21 protein-coding genes are annotated in these 19,467 nt (G+C 66.4%); 14 read left to right on the top strand and 7 right to left on the bottom strand.

Annotated elements, in window-relative coordinates:
* The first annotated feature begins 23 nt into the window (after nucleotides 1–23).
* From ACVBD7_RS24795 to ACVBD7_RS24820, 6 genes are all read left to right on the top strand, one after another.
* Nucleotides 24–869, top strand: coding sequence for an ABC transporter permease (locus ACVBD7_RS24795; RefSeq protein ID WP_458098379.1), 846 nt, complete (start codon nucleotides 24–26; stop codon nucleotides 867–869).
* Nucleotides 866–2,539, top strand: coding sequence for a dipeptide ABC transporter ATP-binding protein (locus ACVBD7_RS24800; RefSeq protein ID WP_458098157.1), 1,674 nt, complete (start codon nucleotides 866–868; stop codon nucleotides 2,537–2,539). Before ACVBD7_RS24795 ends, ACVBD7_RS24800 begins: the two co-directional genes overlap by 4 nt.
* Nucleotides 2,540–2,548: 9 nt before the next feature.
* Nucleotides 2,549–2,755, top strand: coding sequence for a DUF4089 domain-containing protein (locus ACVBD7_RS24805; RefSeq protein WP_458098158.1), 207 nt, complete (start codon nucleotides 2,549–2,551; stop codon nucleotides 2,753–2,755).
* Nucleotides 2,752–4,143 (top strand): AtzE family amidohydrolase, encoded by a 1,392-nt coding sequence (locus ACVBD7_RS24810; protein WP_458098159.1) that lies wholly within the window; start codon nucleotides 2,752–2,754, stop codon nucleotides 4,141–4,143. The genes ACVBD7_RS24805 and ACVBD7_RS24810 overlap by 4 nt, the downstream gene beginning before the upstream one ends.
* A gap of 74 nt (nucleotides 4,144–4,217) precedes the next feature.
* Nucleotides 4,218–4,925: an IS6 family transposase gene (locus tag ACVBD7_RS24815; RefSeq protein ID WP_458098160.1), complete on the top strand. Its 708-nt coding sequence runs from the start codon at nucleotides 4,218–4,220 to the stop codon at nucleotides 4,923–4,925.
* A 563-nt stretch (nucleotides 4,926–5,488) separates the two neighbouring features.
* On the top strand, nucleotides 5,489–5,878 hold the full coding sequence (locus tag ACVBD7_RS24820) for a hypothetical protein (protein ID WP_458098161.1): 390 nt from the start codon (nucleotides 5,489–5,491) through the stop codon (nucleotides 5,876–5,878).
* A 56-nt stretch (nucleotides 5,879–5,934) separates the two neighbouring features.
* On the opposite strand, the gene ACVBD7_RS24825 is transcribed toward ACVBD7_RS24820, so the two are convergent.
* The 3 genes from ACVBD7_RS24825 to ACVBD7_RS24835 form a co-directional block, all read right to left on the bottom strand.
* Nucleotides 5,935–6,231, bottom strand: a complete 297-nt coding sequence (locus ACVBD7_RS24825; RefSeq protein WP_458098162.1) for a hypothetical protein — start codon at nucleotides 6,229–6,231, stop codon at nucleotides 5,935–5,937.
* A gap of 2,004 nt (nucleotides 6,232–8,235) precedes the next feature.
* A complete protein-coding gene (locus ACVBD7_RS24830) occupies nucleotides 8,236–8,448 on the bottom strand; it encodes a hypothetical protein (RefSeq protein ID WP_458098163.1) in 213 nt (70 codons plus the stop codon).
* A gap of 234 nt (nucleotides 8,449–8,682) precedes the next feature.
* On the bottom strand, nucleotides 8,683–9,036 hold the full coding sequence (locus ACVBD7_RS24835) for a hypothetical protein (RefSeq protein ID WP_458098164.1): 354 nt from the start codon (nucleotides 9,034–9,036) through the stop codon (nucleotides 8,683–8,685).
* 777 nt (nucleotides 9,037–9,813) lie between these two features.
* Between ACVBD7_RS24835 and ACVBD7_RS24840 the strand changes: the two genes are divergently transcribed.
* On the top strand, nucleotides 9,814–9,942 hold the full coding sequence (locus ACVBD7_RS24840; RefSeq protein ID WP_458098165.1) for a hypothetical protein: 129 nt from the start codon (nucleotides 9,814–9,816) through the stop codon (nucleotides 9,940–9,942).
* 444 nt (nucleotides 9,943–10,386) lie between these two features.
* Here the strand turns inward: ACVBD7_RS24840 and ACVBD7_RS24845 are convergent, their stop codons facing one another.
* Entirely contained in the window at nucleotides 10,387–10,902 is a 516-nt protein-coding gene (locus tag ACVBD7_RS24845; protein ID WP_458098166.1) for a MarR family winged helix-turn-helix transcriptional regulator, read from the bottom strand.
* A gap of 81 nt (nucleotides 10,903–10,983) precedes the next feature.
* Between ACVBD7_RS24845 and ACVBD7_RS24850 the strand changes: the two genes are divergently transcribed.
* From ACVBD7_RS24850 to ACVBD7_RS24860, 3 genes are all read left to right on the top strand, one after another.
* Complete coding sequence (locus ACVBD7_RS24850; RefSeq protein WP_458098167.1) at nucleotides 10,984–11,514, top strand: DUF417 family protein; 531 nt, start codon at nucleotides 10,984–10,986, stop codon at nucleotides 11,512–11,514.
* A gap of 105 nt (nucleotides 11,515–11,619) precedes the next feature.
* Nucleotides 11,620–11,892: a hypothetical protein gene (locus ACVBD7_RS24855; protein WP_458098168.1), complete on the top strand. Its 273-nt coding sequence runs from the start codon at nucleotides 11,620–11,622 to the stop codon at nucleotides 11,890–11,892.
* A 450-nt stretch (nucleotides 11,893–12,342) separates the two neighbouring features.
* A complete protein-coding gene (locus ACVBD7_RS24860; RefSeq protein WP_458098169.1) occupies nucleotides 12,343–12,495 on the top strand; it encodes a hypothetical protein in 153 nt (50 codons plus the stop codon).
* 513 nt (nucleotides 12,496–13,008) lie between these two features.
* Here the strand turns inward: ACVBD7_RS24860 and ACVBD7_RS24865 are convergent.
* From ACVBD7_RS24865 to ACVBD7_RS24875, 3 genes are all read right to left on the bottom strand, one after another.
* Nucleotides 13,009–13,407, bottom strand: coding sequence for a tautomerase family protein (locus ACVBD7_RS24865; RefSeq protein ID WP_458098170.1), 399 nt, complete (start codon nucleotides 13,405–13,407; stop codon nucleotides 13,009–13,011).
* Between the two features lie 106 nt (nucleotides 13,408–13,513).
* Nucleotides 13,514–14,035, bottom strand: a complete 522-nt coding sequence (locus tag ACVBD7_RS24870) for a UGSC family (seleno)protein (protein WP_458098171.1) — start codon at nucleotides 14,033–14,035, stop codon at nucleotides 13,514–13,516.
* A gap of 2 nt (nucleotides 14,036–14,037) precedes the next feature.
* Entirely contained in the window at nucleotides 14,038–15,477 is a 1,440-nt protein-coding gene (locus tag ACVBD7_RS24875; RefSeq protein WP_458098172.1) for a hypothetical protein, read from the bottom strand.
* Nucleotides 15,478–15,548: 71 nt separating this feature from the next.
* Here ACVBD7_RS24875 and ACVBD7_RS24880 point away from each other — a divergent pair, with 71 nt between their 5' ends.
* The 4 genes from ACVBD7_RS24880 to ACVBD7_RS24895 all read left to right on the top strand — a co-directional run bounded on the left by ACVBD7_RS24880 (nucleotide 15,549) and on the right by ACVBD7_RS24895 (nucleotide 19,318).
* A complete protein-coding gene (locus tag ACVBD7_RS24880; RefSeq protein ID WP_458098173.1) occupies nucleotides 15,549–16,199 on the top strand; it encodes a GntR family transcriptional regulator in 651 nt (216 codons plus the stop codon).
* A complete protein-coding gene (gene trxB / locus ACVBD7_RS24885; protein ID WP_458098174.1) occupies nucleotides 16,196–17,179 on the top strand; it encodes a thioredoxin-disulfide reductase in 984 nt (327 codons plus the stop codon). Before ACVBD7_RS24880 ends, trxB begins: the two co-directional genes overlap by 4 nt.
* A 104-nt stretch (nucleotides 17,180–17,283) precedes the next feature.
* Complete coding sequence (locus ACVBD7_RS24890) at nucleotides 17,284–18,246, top strand: Bug family tripartite tricarboxylate transporter substrate binding protein (protein WP_458098175.1); 963 nt, start codon at nucleotides 17,284–17,286, stop codon at nucleotides 18,244–18,246.
* A gap of 538 nt (nucleotides 18,247–18,784) precedes the next feature.
* Nucleotides 18,785–19,318, top strand: coding sequence for a GNAT family N-acetyltransferase (locus tag ACVBD7_RS24895; protein ID WP_458098176.1), 534 nt, complete (start codon nucleotides 18,785–18,787; stop codon nucleotides 19,316–19,318).
* The last annotated feature ends 149 nt before the right edge of the window (nucleotides 19,319–19,467 follow it).

Here is a 19,467-nt window from a genome sequence, read left to right on the forward strand (position 1 = left end):
TCGAGGTGTCGCGCGGCTCCGCCATGGGCAACCTTCTCCGGCACTCCCGCTATGTGCTGGCCGGAAACCCCGTCACCGCCTTTTCCTTCGGGCTGTTCCTCTTCCTGCTGGCCTGCGCCCTGCTCGGCCCCTCTCTGGTGCCCTACGACCCGCTGGCGAGCGACGCGATGCAGGCGCTGAAGCCGCCCTCCGCCCGGCACATCTTCGGCACGGACCAGCTCGGGCGGGACATCCTCAGCCGCGTCGTGGTGGCGACGCGGCTCGACATGGGGATCGCGCTGTTCTCGGTCATGCTGGTCTTCGCGGTGGGCGGGTTGGCCGGGGTGGCGGCGGGGTTCTTCGGCGGCTGGACGGACCGTATCGTGGGCCGGCTGGCAGACACCATCATGGCCTTTCCACTTTTCGTGCTGGCGATGGGAGTGGTCGCCGCGCTCGGCAACACCGTCACCAACATCGTCTTGGCGACGGCCATCGTGAACTTCCCCCTCTACGCCCGCATCGCGCGCGGGGAGGCGCTTGTCCGGCGCGACGCCGGCTACGTGCAGGCGGCGCGGCTGACGGGGAACGGCGAACTGCGCATCCTGCTGACCACCATCCTGCCGAACATCCTGCCGATCATGGCAGTGCAGATGTCGCTGACCATGGGCTATGCCATCCTCAACGCTGCCGGCCTCTCCTTCATCGGCCTCGGCGTCCGGCCGCCGATGCCGGAATGGGGGATCATGGTGGCGGAGGGCGCGAGCTTCATCGTCTCAGGCGAGTGGTGGGTGGCGCTGTTCCCCGGCCTCGCGCTTATGCTCGCGGTGTTCTGCTTCAACCTGCTGGGTGATGGATTGCGCGACATCGTCGATCCGCAGCGCCGCACATGAGCAGCATCCCGCTTCTTGAAATTCGCGACCTCACGGTGGAGTTTGCCACCCGCCGCGGCGCCGTGCGCGCGTTGGAGCGGGTAAACCTCTCCATCGCCAAGGGCGAGACTCTCGCCATCGTCGGGGAGTCTGGTTCGGGCAAGTCCGTCACCTCCTACGCCGTGATGCGCATCCTTGATCGCGCCGGGAAGATCGCGGAGGGGCAGGTTACCTTCTCCGGCATGGCGCTGCGCGACTTGCCGGAAAGGGAGATGCAGGACCTGCGCGGGCGGGAGATCTCCATGATCTTTCAGAACCCGCGCGCGGCGCTGAACCCGATCCGCCGCGTGGGGCATCAGATCGAGGACGTGCTGCTCCGCCACGGCCAGGCGACCCGCGGGGACGCGAAGGCGCGTGCCATCGCGGTGCTGGAAACGGTGCGGATCGCGCGGCCCGAGGAGCGCTATCATGCCTATCCCTACGAGCTCTCCGGCGGCATGTGCCAGCGCGTCGTCATCGCGCTCGCCCTCGCCTGCCGCCCGCAGTTGCTGATCGCAGACGAGCCGACCACAGGCCTCGACGTCACCACCCAGAAGGCGGTGATGGAGCTGGTGACGGAGCTGACGCGGGCGCGCGGCATGTCCACGCTGCTCATCACCCACGATCTCGGCCTTGCCGCCGCCTATTGCGACCGCGTGGTGGTGATGGAGAAGGGGAAGGTGGTGGAGACTGCGGATGCCCAGGTCATCTTCCGTGCCCCCGCGCATCCCTACACGCGCCGCCTCATGCGCGCGACGCCGCGGCCCGGTGCCGGGCTGCGTGACCTGCTCTCGGAGGGCGCCGCGCCCTTCGCGCCTGCAAGCGCGGCTCCTGGCGCACCGCTGCTGCGGGTTGAGGGTCTGGTGAAGGAGTATCCGCGCCAGGGCACCGGCGGCTTCCTAACGCGCCTAATCGGCCATGCTCCTCCCGACCCGTTCCGTGCTGTGGACGCGATCGATTTCGAGGTGCGGCGCGGCGAGAGTGTCGGCCTCGTCGGCGAATCCGGCTGCGGCAAATCTACCACCTCGATGATGGTCATGCGGCTTCTGGACCCCACGGCTGGGCGCGTGACCTTCGACGGGGAGGAGATCAGCGCCATCCCCGCGCGGCGCTTCGCGGCCTCGCCGCTGCGGCGCCGCATCCAGATGGTATTCCAGGACCCCACCGACAGCCTGAACCCCCGTCACAGCGCCGCACGCGCCATTTCCGATCCGATTCGGCGCCTGGGCTGCCTGCGCGGCGCCGGGCTGCGGGAGCGGGTGGGGGAGCTGGCCAAGCTGGTCGGCCTGCCAACGGCGCTGCTGGACCGCTTCCCGCACCAGCTCTCCGGCGGGCAGAAGGCGCGCGTCGGCATCGCCCGCGCCATCGCGCTCGACCCCGATCTCGTCATCCTCGACGAGCCGACGGCGGCGCTTGACGTCTCCGTGCAGGCGGTGGTGCTGAACCTGCTGCACGACCTCAAGCTGCGGCTCGGCATGAGCTACCTCTTCGTCAGCCACGACCTCAATGTCGTGCGGCTACTATGCGACCGCGTGATCGTCATGCGCGCCGGCCGCGTGGTGGAGGAGGGAGCCGTGGAGGCCGTGCTGGGCAATCCGCGGGCCGCCTACACGCGCGAACTTCTCGCCGCCATTCCCCATCCGCCTGTTTGAGGCCGACCCATGCCCGATGATCATCCCTCCCTGCCGGACGATGCAGCGCTGCTCGCCTACCTCGATGGCGCCGCCGCGCTGCACGGCATCCCCGTGGACCCGGCTTGGCGCACTGAGGTGCTGGTGAATTTGAAGGCGGTGGCGAATGCCGCGCGCCTCGTGCTCTCGGCTCCTCTGGGCGACGAGGCCGAGCCCGCCCCGGTGTTCCGGGCATGAGCGACGCGACGCGGATCGCGGCTGATGTCGCAGCCGGCCTGATAACAGCACGCGCCGTGACGGAGGCGGCGTTGGCGCGGATCGGCGCGCTGGATCCTGCCGTCAACGCCTTCACCGATGTGATGGCGGAGCGCGCCCTGGCAACCGCGAACTCCATTGATGCTCGCCGGGCGGTGGGGCAGCCGCTCGGTCCGATGGCCGGCGTGCCCTTCGCGGTGAAGAATCTGTTCGACATCGCGGGCCTGCCCACACGCGCCGGCTCCCTGATTAACCGTGAGCGTGCCCCCGCCTCGCGCGACGCCGCCCTGGTTCGACGACTCGAAGGGGCCGGGGCTGTGCTGATCGGCGGGCTGAACATGGGCGAGTACGCCTATGACTTTACCGGCGAGAACGTGCATGACGGGCCCTCCCGCAACCCCCACGACCCCTCACGGATGACAGGAGGCTCCTCCGGCGGGTCGGGTGCGGCGGTGGCGGCTGGGATGGTGCCGCTGGCCCTGGGCTCTGACACCAACGGCTCCATCCGGGTGCCCGCCGCCTTCTGCGGACTGTTTGGGCTCAAGCCCACCTATGGGCGGCTGAGCCGGGCCGGGAGCTTTCCCTTCGTGTCATCCTTCGACCATCTCGGGCCGCTCGGCCGCTCGGTGGCCGATCTCGCCCTCGCCTATGATGTCATGCAGGGCGAGGACCCGGACGACCCGGTTCAGGCCTCGCGCCCGCCGGAGCTCACGTTGCCAGGGCTGGAGGGCGGCACGGGCGGGTTGCGGATTGCGGTCGCGGGCGGGCATTTTGCGCGCAACGGCGAACCCGAATGCTTCGCCGCCGTGGCCCGGGTGGCGGAAGCCCTGGGTGCGACCGCCACGGTGGAAATTCCAGAGGCTCACCGCGCCCGCGCTGCCGCCTTCGTCATCACCGCCGCCGAGGGCGCCGCGCTTCACCTGGAACGCCTGCGCACCCGCCCCGCCGATTTCGACCCCGCGACGCGCGACCGCCTGATTGCCGGCGCGGCCATCCCCGCCGCCTGGGTGGAGCGGGCGCAGCGCTTCCGCCGCTGGTACCGCGCACGCGTGCTTGATTTGTTCGGGACCGTGGACATCGTGCTCGCCCCCTGCACCCCTTGTCGCGCGCCAGCTCTTCGCCAGACGACGATGGTGATGGAGGGCGCGACGGTTCCGCTCCGCCCAAATATCGGTGTATTCACCCAGCCCATCTCCTTCATCGGGCTGCCTGTTTGTGCCGTGCCGGTCTGGCTCGATAGCGGGCTTCCGTTAGGCGTTCAGGTAATCGCCGCGCCCTGGCGAGAGGACTTGGCCTTGCGTGCGGCTAGAGTGCTCGAAGTAGCCGGAGCTGTCGGAAACTTCTCGGCAACGGCTCAAAAATCGTGGTGACGAAGGTTGCGGTAGCTGCTCTGGTGGCCTTGTCAGGTTAGCGGGTCCGGCAGGACGGTGGCAGTCTCGGTTGCATGACGCCCCCCAGCCCTTACCGAGGCTTCCGCTATCCGGCCGAGGTAATCCAGCACGCGGTGTGGTTGTACCACTGCTTCAGCCTCAGCCTGCGTGACGTCGAACTGATCCTGGCCGCACGAGGGGTCGTGGTCAGCTACGAGACCATTCGGGACTGGGGCCTGCGCTTCGGCCGGTTGTTCGCGAACGAGCTGAAGCGACGCCGGCCACGGCCGGGCGACAAGTGGTACATGGACGAGGTGTTCATCCGCATCCGCGGGAAGCAGCATCTCCTCTGGCGCGCGGTGGATCAGAACGGTCACGTACTCGACATCCTGGTCCAGAGCCGACGCAATACCACGGCAGCCAAGCGGTTCTTCCGCAATCTTCTGAAGGGGCTGCAGTACGTGCCCCGCGTGATCGTGACGGACAAGCTGCGCAGCTATGGCGCAGCGAAGCGCGAGATCCTGCCGGGCGCGGAGCATCGGCAAAGCCGCTATCTCAACAACCGCGCCGAGGTGTCACACCAGCCGACACGACGACGAGAACGGCGGATGCAGCGGTTCAAGTCACCGCGTCATGCACAGCGATTCCTCTCCACCCATTGCCGGATCCACAACCACTTCCAACTCCGTCGTCACCGCCTGACCGCCGACCAACACCGCGAGGCCCGCAGCGCCGCGTTCAGCGCTTGGCGCGATGTGACCGGGACTGCACCGACGAGATGAGGGCTGCGCCAGCCTCGGTGCGATTTGGCCCCTACGTCCCCAACCTGACAAAGCCCTGCTAGGATCTTCCTGCGGCTCATGGCGCCACCTCACCGCAAAGCCGTGCCAGCGTGAGTAGGCGACGCGGAGGGCGGTGGTATCGTCCCATGTGTCGCTGTCTGCCGAATACAGCGCCACGCGAGCCATGGCAGCAACCTCGGCGATGGAGCGGGGAATAGCCGTCTCTAGCACCCCAACCAGCGCAACGTATTCGCGGCATTCGGGTATCGCAGAACAGTCAACGAAGGGGCCGTCACGCGCCGGATCGTTCACTAGCTGCTCAAGTTCCAGATACCGAACGCAGGCCTGGATCAAGCCGGATCCCGTCGAGGTGGCAGCCACGGTCGGCAGGGCACCGGCCGCGCTAAGGGTGGCGATGCCCCGAAGAACGCCGCGACGGCTAGGGCGACTCATGCGGAGGCCTCCAGCGCACGCCCGGTCATGTCCTCGACCAGGGCCAATGCGGGCCGTTGCAACTTCATACAGATTGAGGGTCTGTGCCGCCCGATGTAGCGTCGCAGGCTATGGAAAGCTTGTGGTTGGTAGCAGGCATAGCCGGCGTCAATGCACTGGCGCTGTTCCGACTGCGCCAAATGCTGGGATGGGAGCGGTGCGAGGCAACATTTCTTGGTATGGAGAAACCCATTTTCGGCGGCTCCTATATGGGGCAGGCGTTGCTTATCTCCTTCCCGCTGCCGGACGGGGGCGAGGTACGCACGGCGCTCCGCAACTACAGCCGGGGCGATCCGCCGCGGCTTGGCGCAAGGCTTCATATCCGATACCACCCCGGCGATCCCGAGCGCGTGGAATGGGCTGCTGCGGTTCCTGTCCTGGTATCTGTCATCGCAATACTGCTGGCTGTCCTGGTCGTAGTGTTGCGGAGAATGCTTCGCGACGCGGGCTTTGTGATCTAGCGCGGCTCTTACAAATGCAGCGGCGTCACCCTGGATCCTGCGACGGCTGGCGCGGCTCATGCGCCGTTCCTTCCTGTCAGATCGCTAGCGCGAGAGATGGCCAGCCATTCCTGTGGAGGTCGGAATCGGTCGTCAGCGTCAACGCTGTTCCGCATGACCCACCAGCGCGCCGCTTCTGCTTTAGCGCGGACACCTTCGGGCGTGCGTGCCGGCATCTTGCAGGCCTGGGCGACCAGGGCGATGTCTGGGTTGGGGCTGAGATAGTCCTCGGCCGTGATCGGTATACCGGCAGCTATCCGCGTGACGAAACTCGCCTCGTGCTGCTCGGAAATCTGTCTGCTTTCGTCCAGCAACGGCGATCCTGCTGTATCGTCATTCCGGGCCAGCGGGAGTCGGCAGGTTGGCACTGGAGCTTTAGCCCTGCCCCAACATGGATCAGCCGGCGCGCGTCCCTCGCCCTGGAATAAAACGATCCGTCTGGAAGGCGTTCTTGCCTCACGGGCTCGTAGACTTACCTGGGCGGTGTATGTCGCTCCCTACCTTCTTTCGCATTTACGTTCTCGGACCTAACGGCAAAGTCAGGGTCGGGCAGGATGTGGAATGCCCCGATGATGAGGCCGCGCTGCTTGCGGCAAGGGGGATGCTGGGCGGGGTAGGACGGGCAGAGGTATGGTGCGGTTCCCGAATGATCGGAACAGTGCTGGCGGATGGCTCACAAGCTGCAAAGGGCGATGATGCAACTCACTCCAACCTGTTGCCATGAGGCTTCGTGATCCGCGCCCTCGTCATTGTCGTCGCGCTAGTGCTGGTGGCGGGTGTGACCATGGCCACTGGATATTGGTCGGGCCAACGTCCTACGCTTCCAGACAAGGGATCGGCAAAGCCCTACGATCCCTTCCGCCGATAGTTCCGGGATCGGCTTTCAGTCCGCCCCGGAGGCTATGGCCTGGATAGCTCCCACCAAGGACTGATCCTCTGGGGCCTGCTCGATGGTTCGCTCAATTGCGGCCAAGAACACCGCCCGGAATGCTTTATCGCGGAACGCCATGCGAAGGGCGGTGGTGGCAGATGGAGAACTGGCGCCCCTTACCCAGCTCTCGGTCGTGCGGACGGATTGCCCAGCACACCGGGCGGCATGCTTGGCGGTGTTGGTTGGCCAAGCTATGCGGATCAGCTCCGCGAAGGCGGCTCCGGCAGGGTCCCCATCGAAGGTCATCCGCGGCGCCATAACAGGGCGCGGAGGGCACGAGCCAGGGGTATCCCTTCAATCCAGGCACTCAGTTAGGCCTCTACCGCTGCTTGGCGGGTCTCTGCAGCCTCAACAGCGGCGTCCTTGCCCGCCTCGGCCCGACCTACCTGTTCGCGCGCTGCTGCCACCTCCACCACCCGCTGGTCTGCCAGGGCACGAGCTTGTCGCACGTCCTCTTTCAGGCCGCTTACGTCTCCCTCCAGGGCGGTCACACGAGCCTCGGCGGTCTTCGCCCGGCGACGTTCGGCTTACCGCTTAACTGTAGAACCGCAAGCTGGAGGCAAGCTTCGGCCAGCTCATCTGTCCGGACGTGTCCGATCCGGTGACCGAACTACGTCTAATCCGGTCACCGTCCGGATGGATGGCCAGATGTCCGGCCTGTAGGGGCAGCTTGTCCGGCTTAGAGACGCGCAACCAGAGGGCGCCGGCGAAGCTCCAGAGCATTTCCTGTGTGGATGTTCGTTACGTTTGTTATCTATAGTCAATGCATGAGCCGGACGCCCTTACCCTCATGTCCCGCATTGCGCGCTGGAATCACGTTGGGACATCGGAGTTAAGGCAAAGTACGAGGAATTGAGTGCCGGAAGTCTCAAGAGAACAAGAACCGGCGGCATGCTCAACAGTCGATGTTGAGCGTGCCTTCCTTTCAGACCTCGCAGAACATGCAGGGCGCGAGAACCTGAACCTCGCCTATCGGTTCCTGACCATCCTCGAAGCACTGACCCCTACAGACCGTTCCTGGAGGCCAGTGGAGGACTAGGGAGTGACAGAGCCGGGAAGCTGGGGAGATGCCGAAGGCTCGCCCAAGCTCTTACGGCCTGTGGCAAAGCCCTCTAACCATGCAGCTCGCCGATGTTCCCCTTTCACGTCGAGGAAAGGGCAATCGGTAAGTGTCTTCGAGCGGTCCTTACCTGCTCGAAACCCCGCTAGGGCGGCTTCGGAGTTGTTGCTGCTTAGGGGGAGCGTCACGGGACGGAGCGGGGGACCAGCCGCAGGGACGCCGCCCCGCGCTGCATGCTGCGCCCAGGGAACGGGATGTGCTGGCGGGAACCGGGAGGCTCATCGGGCGCAGGGATCAGGGTAAGGCCGTCCGGTGTCCTGCTCATCTCTACAGCCCCACCCACGCCGCCGCATTGTCCACGAACAGGCTGCCGCGCCGGATGTAGCCCCGCAACACAGGGGGCGACCTATGCCGGCTTTGGTTCTGGATGTGCCGCTCCGCCACGCCCTCGCGCGCCGTTGTGGTGATGAACCCTGAGCGGAGAGAGTGCCCCGCGTAGGTGAGGGGATCGTAGCCGGCCGCCTCGAGCGTGGCTTTCACTACCCGGGCCACGTCCCGATCCGAGAGGGCGAGACGCCCCCGAGTTGTTATGCCGCGTGACAGACCGGAGAACCGCGCCCGTCTCAAGCCCGGCTGTCTCAAGCCAGGATCGCAAGGCCAGCACAGGGCATGTCCGTTCCGATCGGCCGAAGGGAATGGCGATTTCTGCCCCGCGGCGGTCCTGATCCGTCTTGCCGCGGCGAAGGGTGAGGATCAGCCCCTTGGCCACGAAAGTCACGTCCCCATGGCCAGCGCCACCAGTTCCGACCGGCGCAGCGCGGCGGCGAAGCCAATCAGCAACAGAGCGCGATCGCGTAGGGCACGCAGGCCGGGGCGCTTCACCAGCACGCTCATAGCGTCACGGTTCACATCGGACACCGCGGCGTCCTTCTTAGTCGGCGGTGTCCCGTGGATGCGCCGAATCTCATTCATCGTCTCACGGATGGCGGGGTGACCCATGTCCAAGCGATGACCGGCGAGCCGGTGCGCCTGCCCGATGGCGACAAGGCGCATGGAGAGGGAGGCCGCCTTGTGCGTGCTGGCTCGTGCGGCGAGGAAGCTGCCCACCGTCTCGGGAGAAGCGGGCAAGGGATCCTGCCCGGCCTGCGCGCACCAGGCGGTGAAGTCCTCCTAGGTGGCCCAGTAGGCCCTTCGGGTGTTCAGGCTGAAGCCTGGTGGGCGTAGGCCAGCGCCGCAGCTGAGAGGGCAGGGGGCGCTACCGACAGGGATGAGGAGCTTGGCGGAGCTAGAACTTCACTCACCACCGCCATCACCCCCTCCTCCATCACCACCATCCGCTGTCCCGTCTCCCGAGTTCCAGCACCCATCTGAGCCGGTACCATCGCCATCGACCTGTCCCACTCGGGCCGGACAAAAAATCCAAGAGAGCACGAACCCGATCAGGGCGGAGATAGCCAGCCGCACGAGGAGGGAAACGGAGCTAAGGTCCTCAAACCCGGTGAAGGCGAGTGACGCGCCTCCAAGCAATAGGGTGCTTCCGCCGGTCCAGCACGCCTCACACCGCGCGGCTGGTGTGCTCTGGACCAGGCTTCATCTCCCCTGGTCCTTTTGACCAAGCCGGATGAGACATGGAACGGCGACTGCCGTCCAGTGTCCGATAAACCACCACTCAGGTCATTCATTAGGGAGGGCGCTTGCCTCAGCACATGTTCAACACCGACCAACGGTCGTTGGTCGGTGTTGAACACCCCTTACCCTACTAGGCCACCTCTCTGGAACATTCGCTGAGTTGGCGGCCAGGCGCTTCCAAGGATGAAAGCCTGGCCGCGCCACCTCACGGACTACCATCTCCGTGCATGTGGATCCGTTTGCGAACTGACGAGGCTGTTAGACCCCCCAGACATCTTGAGCGGCCAACGCCGTGCCGGCAACCTGCTCTACGATGCGGATGGTGCGGGTGGGGTCGCCGCGATCCGCGTCGGTACCTTGGTTACCGGGACCGAACTCTCGGCCAGCGACATCTGGGCCGCCTGAGCCGGATACCGAGTACGTCTCTTGGGCTGATGTCCCGGGGCCGCCGCCAGACGGCGGCCCTTTTTCCATCTCTTTTGCATTGTCGCATTATGGCCGGGAGCGGCAGTTCCGCTTCCAGGTGGACCATCCGGGAAAGCAGCTGTCCGACAATGCAATATCCCTAGCTGCTCCCGACCGAAGGCGTGGCGAAAGGCCGTTTCCGCTCGTTCCGCTTCCTGACCGCAATTCGACCGCGCGGGATCGCTGTGATCGGAAGGACCTTCTGACAACACGATGGGCCCGGCCTTCGGGCTCGGGATCGATCCGGTCCGGGCGCCGCCGCTCAGCTGCCAGGGGTCCGTCGATCGCTTCCCGTTTGATCGGATCGGTAGCGCAGCGGGCTGCCACCGGAAGCGACCTGCTCGGCACCAGGGGCAGGCAAGCGCAGCCGGATCGCATCGACAACTACCCGGCTGCTGCGCTCAGGGCCCGCTCGACGGGACAGTTAGGGCAGGCCGCCGTGTCACAGAGGCGGCAGACCGTGTAGGCGTCGTCGGGACAGCGGACCAGCCCCGCCAGTAGCTTCTCGGCGAGGCCGCCGAGCGCCGTCCGCTCCGCCTCGTTTAAGGTCCCGAGGGCGCGTGTCATGCTTCCCCGGCGAGCCAGCAAGATCGCATCGCACCGCCGCTCCCCGTCCCGAGTCAGGTGCAGGGCAACCGCCCGCCGATCAGCGGCCCCGGGGTGCCGGACCACCAGGGCGTCCGCGACCAGCCGGTCCACCAAGCGTACAGCGCCGGAATGGGACAGACCGAGGGCTCGCCGGAGCCGCTCAATCGCCATGCCCGGCTCGTGCCGCAGCAGCGCGATCGCCGCCGCTGCCGGCCCTGGCTCGGGCGCCTGATCCTGCACCTTCTGCAAGAGATCGTCCGACAAAGACAGAGCGAGTGCCCCGATAATGTTCTCAAGCTTCGCGATAGACATACCGCCAGAATATATGCTTGACGCACACATATCAAGCCTGCGAGGAGATGTGTGTCTCAAGCACACAATCGGAGAACGAACATGTTGCGCAGTCTCCTGACCACGGTCGACCGTGCCATCATCGGGATCGACAAATTCATCCCTGCCGAACGCTTTGCCTCCCTAGGCCGTGTCGTCGCCCTGTCTGGCGTCATCCTTCCCCTCTTACTGATCGGCATCCTCAAATTCACCGCCATCGAGGTCGAGGTGCTGAAGCCGCTCATCAGCGGCACGCCCTGGCTTGCCTGGCTCTATGCTGTCTTCGGAGAGGCCGGCACTTCCTACCTTTTGGGCGTCATCGAATTGGTCACCGTGGCGCTCCTGCTCGTCTCCCCATGGTCGCCCCGGGCCGGCGTGATCGGCGGCGTCCTCGGCGCCGGGACCTTCACCGTGACGAGCTCGATCTTGCTGGCTCTGCCGATCTGGGAGATGGGCTCGGGCGGCTTTCCTTTTCTCGACGCGCTCGGCGGATTTCTGATCAAGGACATTGCCATGCTGGGGATCAGCCTCGTGGTGCTCTGCGAGGGCCTCGCCCGCCTACGTGCTGGCGGGAATCGCAGTACGGCGGGCTGAGCCGTGCCCCATGGCGGAAGCAGCAGCGGGCGTTCGCCTGGCGATGCGTCGGGATCGGGGAGCGCCGTCAGGCCGAAGCCCGGCGATGCGGCCAGGGAGCGCTCGTTGCTCCTTGCATTGGCCATCATCACCCTGGCAACCGCCGCGGTGGGCATCGGTATCGGTCTGTTCGCGGGTTCGAAGGCCATCGTCTTCAACGGCATGTACGCCCTGATCGATGCCGGCATGCCCTTGGCGGCTTGGTTCGCCGCCGGCCTGATCGGGCGCGGTGAGGACCGCCGGTTCCAGTCGGCTATTGGCATTTCGAGCCCACGCTCGGCTTCGTCAGCGGGGCGCTCGGGCTTTTTGCATCGGTCTATGGCGTGGTCGACGCAGTGAGCGGCCTCCTTGCCGGCGGCAGGGTGGTCCCCACCGGATCAGCGTTGCCTTCACCCTCGGCATCGCGCCTGTGAGTTTCGTGGCCTTCCTCTACCTGCAGCGCAGGGGCAGGGGGCTGGACTCGTTGCTTCTCTCGATGGAGGCACGCGACCGGCTGCACAACGCCATCATGAGCGCCGCATTGAGCGTTGCCTTCGGAATCGCGATGGCCCTGGAGAGTGCTGGGCAAGGCGACTTGGCGGCCTATGCCGATCCCGTGGCCCTGCTCGTCCTTTTTCTTGCCCTGTTGCCGAACCCGATCCGCAAGATATCGCCTCAGGACACGAGATCCTGCAGATCGCCCCGCCTGACCTGGATTCGCACGTGGCCGCCCTCGTGCGCGAGGTGGCGTAGCGGCACGGCTTCACCGGCCACCGCTCTTACGTTACACGCGTGGGAAGGGCACAGTTCGTGGACGTGGGCTTCCTGGCACCGTCTTCCACGACCGCTACGACGTTCGATGCACTGGACCTCGTGCGCGTCGAGGTGGCCAGCGAGATCGACGGCTTGGCACATAGCTGCTGGCTCACGGTCGAATTCACCGCTGATCCGAGATGGCTGTGACGGAGGATCGCCGACAGCCCTGGCGCCGCGCCCTCGGATCAATGCCGATCATCCGGCCTACCCGCGTAGGGATGGTCGAGCAGTCATGTGACCCACGGGCGCGGAACCCCCGTCAGAATCAACTGAAAATCTGGACTGGCGTTGTTGCACAGACATGCACCTGTTCTGGCGCAGGATCCACTTGGCAATCGATGCCGACAGTCCCGAAGTCCAGGCCGTGGAAACGACTGACCGCCGTCGCGGCGACAGCGCCGAGAACACCGGGGGCGTTTACGAAGTCCTCCCGGGATAACCCGACTTTGCCTTGCGACGCTCCGCAGCCTTGAGCCGGTCCACTACTTCCGCGTCACAAGAGATGCTTCCGGTTCTCGCCATGGGGCCTGCTTTGCCCGGACGCCGCGCTTCAAGATCTCCCTGGCCGGAAGGCTGGAACCTTCCGCAACTATGAACAGTTCCGCGAAGATGTGGTCAGGACCACGTCGACGAATGGCGGTCCGTGTCGGACAAAGGCAATCATCCTTCTGCCTCGGCCGGCACATAGGACGCCACGCCGTTCCCGAAGGACCAGTCGGGGCGGTCGTTGGACGTGAGAATCACCTGGACGTCCTCGCGCCTTAGACCAGGATTCGCGGCGAGCCTGTCCGCTACTGCATGGTACAGCGTCTGCTTCGCGGCTGTGTCGCGCCAGTGGCCCGCGACGACATGGATGATGACGAGGCGTTCCGTTCGCGCGATGCCAAGGTATCTCGGGCTGAAAATGATCTCCCCAGGATCCTTTTGCTCGATGATCTGGAAGCGATCCTCCGGAGGCACGGCATAGGTCTCGACCAGCGCCTCGTGCACGCCATCGGCGATGGCGCGGAGCTCGGCCGGCGAACGCCCCTTGAGCAGTGTGATTCGGATTAGCGGCATGATCTCCCTCCAGCCTTGAAGTTCTGCGTTGCGATGGCGGCAGGCCATGCCGTCCGACGGGAATGGTGGGGGGCCTGCCTGCCGCCGTTTTCAATCCAGACGCGACTCAGGCGCTGCTTAGCTTGTCGAGGATCTGGTCCAAGTACGCTTCGGCAATTCCGTGGATCTCCTCAGTGGTTCGATTCAGGATCGGGTGCGGCACGAAGACGCTGCGTCCGTCGAACCCGAGGCTGCCGCACTGCCGGTCGAACGCGTCCCGGAACTCCTCCGTCAGCACGTTCACTCCGGGAATACCCCGATGGTCGAGGTCGTTCAGGTCGTGCGTCGAGCAGGAGGTGCAGGAGCCGCAGTCTGACAGGGCGATGATCACGGCGTCCGCCCCCTCGCTGATCTCCTGCAGGATCGGCAACGGTGCCGTGCGCGTGTTGGTCGGCTTCTTCCAGCGCCGCAGCCGGAAGCCGCGGGCTTCCAGCAGTTCGGCCAGGCGGTCCACGAACTCGTCGCCGCGCATCTTGCCGATGTCGAGCAGCGCCAGCGTGCCAGTCCGCAGGTCCGCGCCCACCGCGACGGGCGGACGCCGCAGCGCGGCGACCTCACCCGTCGGATCGCGCAGCAGCGTGTCGTCCATCCTCATTCCAAGATCTCCTTCGTCACGGGCTGGCTCTCCTCGCGGAAGCGGCCGCCGGTCCAGCCGCAGCAGATGGCCGAGTAGAGCCCTGCCGCACCCCCGGCGCGCACGACCAGGAGGCCGTCCGGCCAGAACTTATCGATCAGCTCCCCTGCCCGCTTCTGCGGCATGCCCTCCGCCACGCCGTGGGCGCCGACGACCACGTCGCTGCCGGGGCGGCGCAGGTTCTCGCGAAGGCTTGCCTCGATCTCCGCCCGGCTCCAGCCAGCATCGGCGAAGATCGCGTGGTGCTCGGGGCTGAGGACGAGGATGGCATTGAAGAACTCGCAGAGCTTGGGGTGCCCGACGTTCAGCAGCGCCATGGCGAGACTTTTCGAGAGCTCCTCGGGCGTGCGGCTCTTCCAGTCGATGAAGCCCTGGATGCCGTCGCCCTGGAACAGCGTCACGGCCGACCGGCCGGGGGCGATGCCGCGCGACTGCGCCAGGGGCTGCCAGCGGCGATCGTCCTCGTTCTCGGCGAAGCAGAAGGTGTACTTGCCCGGCCCGCCGAGCGTGGAGCGGTCGAGCTCGCCCGGCCGCCCGCCGCCGACGTTGCGGATGATGAGGTTCAGCGCACGCCCGATGGTGGCGTTGGCGCGGTTGCCCTGGCCCAGCGCGTTGATGCCAGCATTCATCCCGATCCGCCTCGCGATCGGTCCGTTGACGACGATGATCGGCGACGAGAAGCAGGTGGTGCAGACGACGCCGTGCAGGGTGAAGACCGGCTCCAGCGCGGCCTCCAGCGCCGCGAGGAGGACCGGCATGTATTCCGGCCGGCAGCCCGCCATGACGGCGTTGATGGCGACCTTCTCGACCGTGATGGGCAGAAGGTCGGGCGGCACCCGGCCGATCACCTCCTCGGGCCGGCGTGTCGTGCCCTGCAGCATGCGGAGGATGCGCGCGTCGGTCGGCGGCACGACGGGAAGGCCGTCGGTCCAGCCGCGCTCGAAGCAGGCCTCGATCGGGTCGTCCCACTCCCCGATCCCGTGCTGCCGGGCGACGATGCCGGGCTCCCCGAAGCGGGCCACGAGGTTCTCGTGCACGTTCGGCTCGCGCGACTTGGAGCCGCAGCCCGGGCGGAAGACGGGCAGGCCGTCGCCGAGGTCCGGAGCGCCGGTGATCCGCCGCCACTCTTTCTGATCCCAGCCGCAGCTGCGCTCCGCCTCCGCCCCCGCCGCGCGGCGGATGATGGTCGGCACGATCTCGATGTCGGCCGCGAAGGACAGGGCGAGCGCGGTGTCGTCGACCGCTCCCGCGACCGCGGACGGGTCATCCTGGAGGATCACCGTGGCGCCGAGAGCCGGGAGAAGCGGCGCCACGAGCTGGCAGGTCGGGCATTCCGCCTTGAGGAAGACGACAAGGCCGTCCTCCGGCAGGCGACTGACGGGAACATCAAGCGGCATGGGTACCTCCGTCATCTGGCATGCCAGATTTCGGTTGACCGCGTCAATTTCTTATCTGGTATGGTAGATTCATGAACGATGCCCCAGACGATCTCCGGCTGCTGGCCGAAGACGCCATCCGACAGCGCATCCTACAGGGCGAGCTCGCCTTCGGCGCGCGCCTCTCGGACCGCAGCCTCGGCGCGATGCTCGGCATCGGCCGGACGCCGGTCCGCGAGGCGATCGCGCGGCTGGAGCAGGCGGGGCTGGTCAGCGTCCGCGCCAAGAGCGGCAGCTTCGTCTGGTCTCCCGACGTGACGGCGGTGCGGGAGCTCTGCGAGATGCGCGCGATCCTGGAATGCGGGGCGCTGCGCTTGGCGGTGGGGCGCGACCCGGAACGGCTCGCCGCCGCGCTGGCCGTCCCGCTGGCCGGGGGGACGCTAGCCCTGGAGGCCGGTGACACCGGCCGGGCCGAGGCGATGGACACGCGCTTCCACGAGGCCCTGGTCGGCTGCTCGGGCAACGAGCTGCTGATCGACGCCTACCGCAGCATCTCGGACAAGGTGACAGCCCTGCGGCACCGCATCCCGCACGACCGGGCGCGCATGGCCGCTGCCCTGGCGCAGCACCGCCGCATCCTCGACCTCGCCCTGGCAGGCACGCCGCGCGATGCCGAGGCGGAGCTTGCCGCGCATGTGCGCAACGTGCAGGGCCGGACCGTCGAGTTGGTGAAGGTGCCATGATCCACCGCACGCGACTGCTCATCCTCGGGGCCGGGCCGGCCGGCTACACCGCCGCCATCTATGCGGCGCGGGCCGGACTGGAGCCGATCCTGGTCGCGGGGCTGCAGCCCGGCGGGCAGCTGACCATCACCACCGACGTGGAGAACTATCCTGGCTTTGCCGCTGCGGTGCAGGGGCCCTGGCTGATGGACCAGATGCGTGCCCAGGCCGAGCATGTCAGCACGCGCATCATCGGGGACGTCATCACCTCGGTCGACCTCGGGGCACGGCCGCTCCGCGCGGTCGGCGACTCCGGGGACACCTACGAGTCCTCCTCCATCGTGATCGCCACCGGCGCCCAGGCCCGCTGGCTCGGCATTCCCGGGGAGAAGGAGCTGTCCGGCTTCGGCGTCTCCGCCTGCGCGACCTGCGACGGCTTCTTCTTCCGCGGGAAGGAGGTCGCCGTGATCGGCGGCGGCAATTCCGCTGTAGAGGAGGCGCTGTACCTCGCCGGGCTGGCCAGCAAGGTGACACTGATCCACCGCCGCGACAGCCTGCGGGCCGAGCGGATCATGCAGGAACGGCTGTTCAACCACCCCAGGGTCTCCGTGATCTGGAACACGGTGGTGGAGGAGGCGCTGGCGACGGAGGACAGGTTTCCGGCGCTGCGGGCCCTGAAGCTACGCAGACTGGAGGGCGGCGGAAGCTACGAGCTGCCCGTGCACGGCATGTTCGTTGCCATCGGGCATGACCCGGCGACCGCCCTGTTCCGCGGCCAGCTCGAGACCGACGCCGATGGCTACATCGTCACCGAGCCCGGGTCCGCCCGCACCAGCATCCCCGGCGTTTTCGCGGCCGGCGACGTGCAGGACCGCATCTACCGCCAGGCCGTCACCGCGGCAGGCAGCGGCTGCATGGCGGCGCTGGATGCGGAGAAGTGGCTGGCCCACATCCCGGACGACGCCCCGGCGGTCGCCGCCTATGACGCGGTGGACGGCTGATGCCGACCGGCGACCCCCGATAAGCAAGAACGGCGCCTCAAGCCGCAGCTCCACCAACGGGACGGAAGCACCAGCGACAGCCTGCCTCTGGAGGATATCAGACCATGATGCGTCGTTCCGTCATCTCCGCGGCCCTCGCCGCGCCGGGTATCGCCCGCGCGGCAACAGGCTGGCAGCCGTCCCGTCCGATCCAGCTCGTCACACCCTTCGCGCCGGGCGGCGCGTCAGACCTCATCTCGCGCCTCCTGGCGCCCCACCTGTCGGCGACCCTGGGCGTACCGGTAATCGTCGAGAACCGCAGCGGCGCGGCAACCCAGATCGGCACGGCATACGTCGCGCGCGCCCGACCGGACGGGCACACCATCCTGCTGACCACGGCGGCCTTCGCCATCAACGCCGGCCTGTTCTCCCAGCTCCCCTATGATCCCGTGACCGACTTCGCTCCCCTCACCATGGTGATGACCAACCCGCAGCTGCTGGTGGTCTCGAAGAACAGCCCGGTGTCGGACGTGAACGGCCTGCTGGCCGCGGCGCGTGCCAAGCCCGGCGGCCTGAACTTCGGGTCCGCCGCGCCCGGCAGCATGGGACACCTGTCGATGGAACTGCTGGCGTCGCGCACCGGCGCGCCACTCAGCCACGTCTCCTACCGCTCTTCGGCCGCGGCCCTGACGGACCTGATCGGTGGCCAGATCGACGGTATGTTCGACAACCCATCGACCGCGCTGCCCTTCGTGCGCGACGGAGCTCTCCGCGCGGTCGCCTTCACGGGGCCGGAGCGCAGCCAAGCCGCCCCGGAGGTGCCCACCATGATTGAGCAGGGGCAGGCCGGCTTCACCAGCCTGAATTGGTACGCCCTCTTCGCTCCTGCCCAGACGCCGAGCGTCGCCCTGTCCCGGCTCCACGAGGCTGCCGGACTCGCTCTACAGGACGCAGCCCTGGTCGAGCGCATGGCGAAGGAGGGAACCGATCTTGCCCCCAGCACCTCGGCCGTGCTGGGCAGTTGGGTAAAGAGCGAGATCGCCACCTGGACGAAGGTCATCCGGGAGCGAGATATCCGCCCAGGTTGAGATCCCGAGTCAAGAACACCCAGCAGAACCGCCTGATCTGGTCTAGGTAGTTGAGAGCGCAGTGTGCTCCACCGCATCTTCACCTTCCACGACGAGACATTCGAGTGCGGGGCCGGGTCCTTCACCGTCACCGAGCATGGGCGGAGCATGCGTGCCGCGCTGATCGCCTGTCTGGGTGGTTGAGCCGCGCCGGAGACTGCCGGTAAGCGAGAACGTGGAGCCGATGTCGGTAAAGAGGGCGACGCTGACGCAGTAGCCAGACCCGGGTCGGCAGTCCAGCCGCGCGGAAGCCGGCGGACAGGGCGAGCCTGGCCCAACATGTCTGCGAGAAGGCGCCGGTACGCCAGAACTGCTGGCGCCGGCGGTACGTCGAGCCTCACCACACGATTACAGACACTGGCCGAGAGCGGCATTGCCGCTTCCGGGTGGAGCATTCGGGGAAGCGGCCGTCCGACGATGCGTCATCCCCGGCTGTTCCCGACTCGTTACGGACATCCAGTTCCTCTCGCCTCACGCCTAAAGCATGTAGAAGCGCCGCATGAAGACCTATCAGATCACCCTCGTCGAAGCTGAGCCCAGCGACCATACATCTTTAAAGGAAGAGCTTCAGACTGCGTTCGCCGTCGCAGTCGTCGATGAATTCGGAAAGCTGCCAGATGGCCCGATTCCGTCCAATGAAGTCCTCGACAGCGCACTCGATGCTCGCAATGCCGAAGTCCTGCACATTCTTTGCGACGGTCGGAAGGTGGGCGGTGCCGTGCTGACGATCAACGCTGAGACCCGTCGCAACTCGTTGGACCTGTTCTTTCTCAAAGTTGGCGAGGAAGGTCGTGGGCTCGGGATCGAGGCTTGGCAGGCGATTGAGCAACGGTATCCCGAGACGATTAGCTGGCAGACACACACCCCATATTTCGAGAAACGCAACATCCATTTCTATGTCAACAAGTGTGGCTTCAAGATCATCGAGTTTTTCAACACACACCACTCGGACCCGAACCATCCAGACGGGCAAAATGATTTGCCCGGTGATAACGATGCATTTCAATTTGAGAAGGTCATGAAGCTCTCCTGATCAGTGTTGTCTGCTCGGAATGAACGCTTCCCACCGAGGCTGTGTGGAAACGCTTGGTCTTCCGTCGTTGAGGTTCGAAGGGCCTACGCTCCCCTCCGTTCCTCACCGGCCTTGACGATGACATCGTAGGCCTGATCCGGCGTGAAACG

The organism is Roseomonas sp. WA12, from assembly GCF_054165765.1.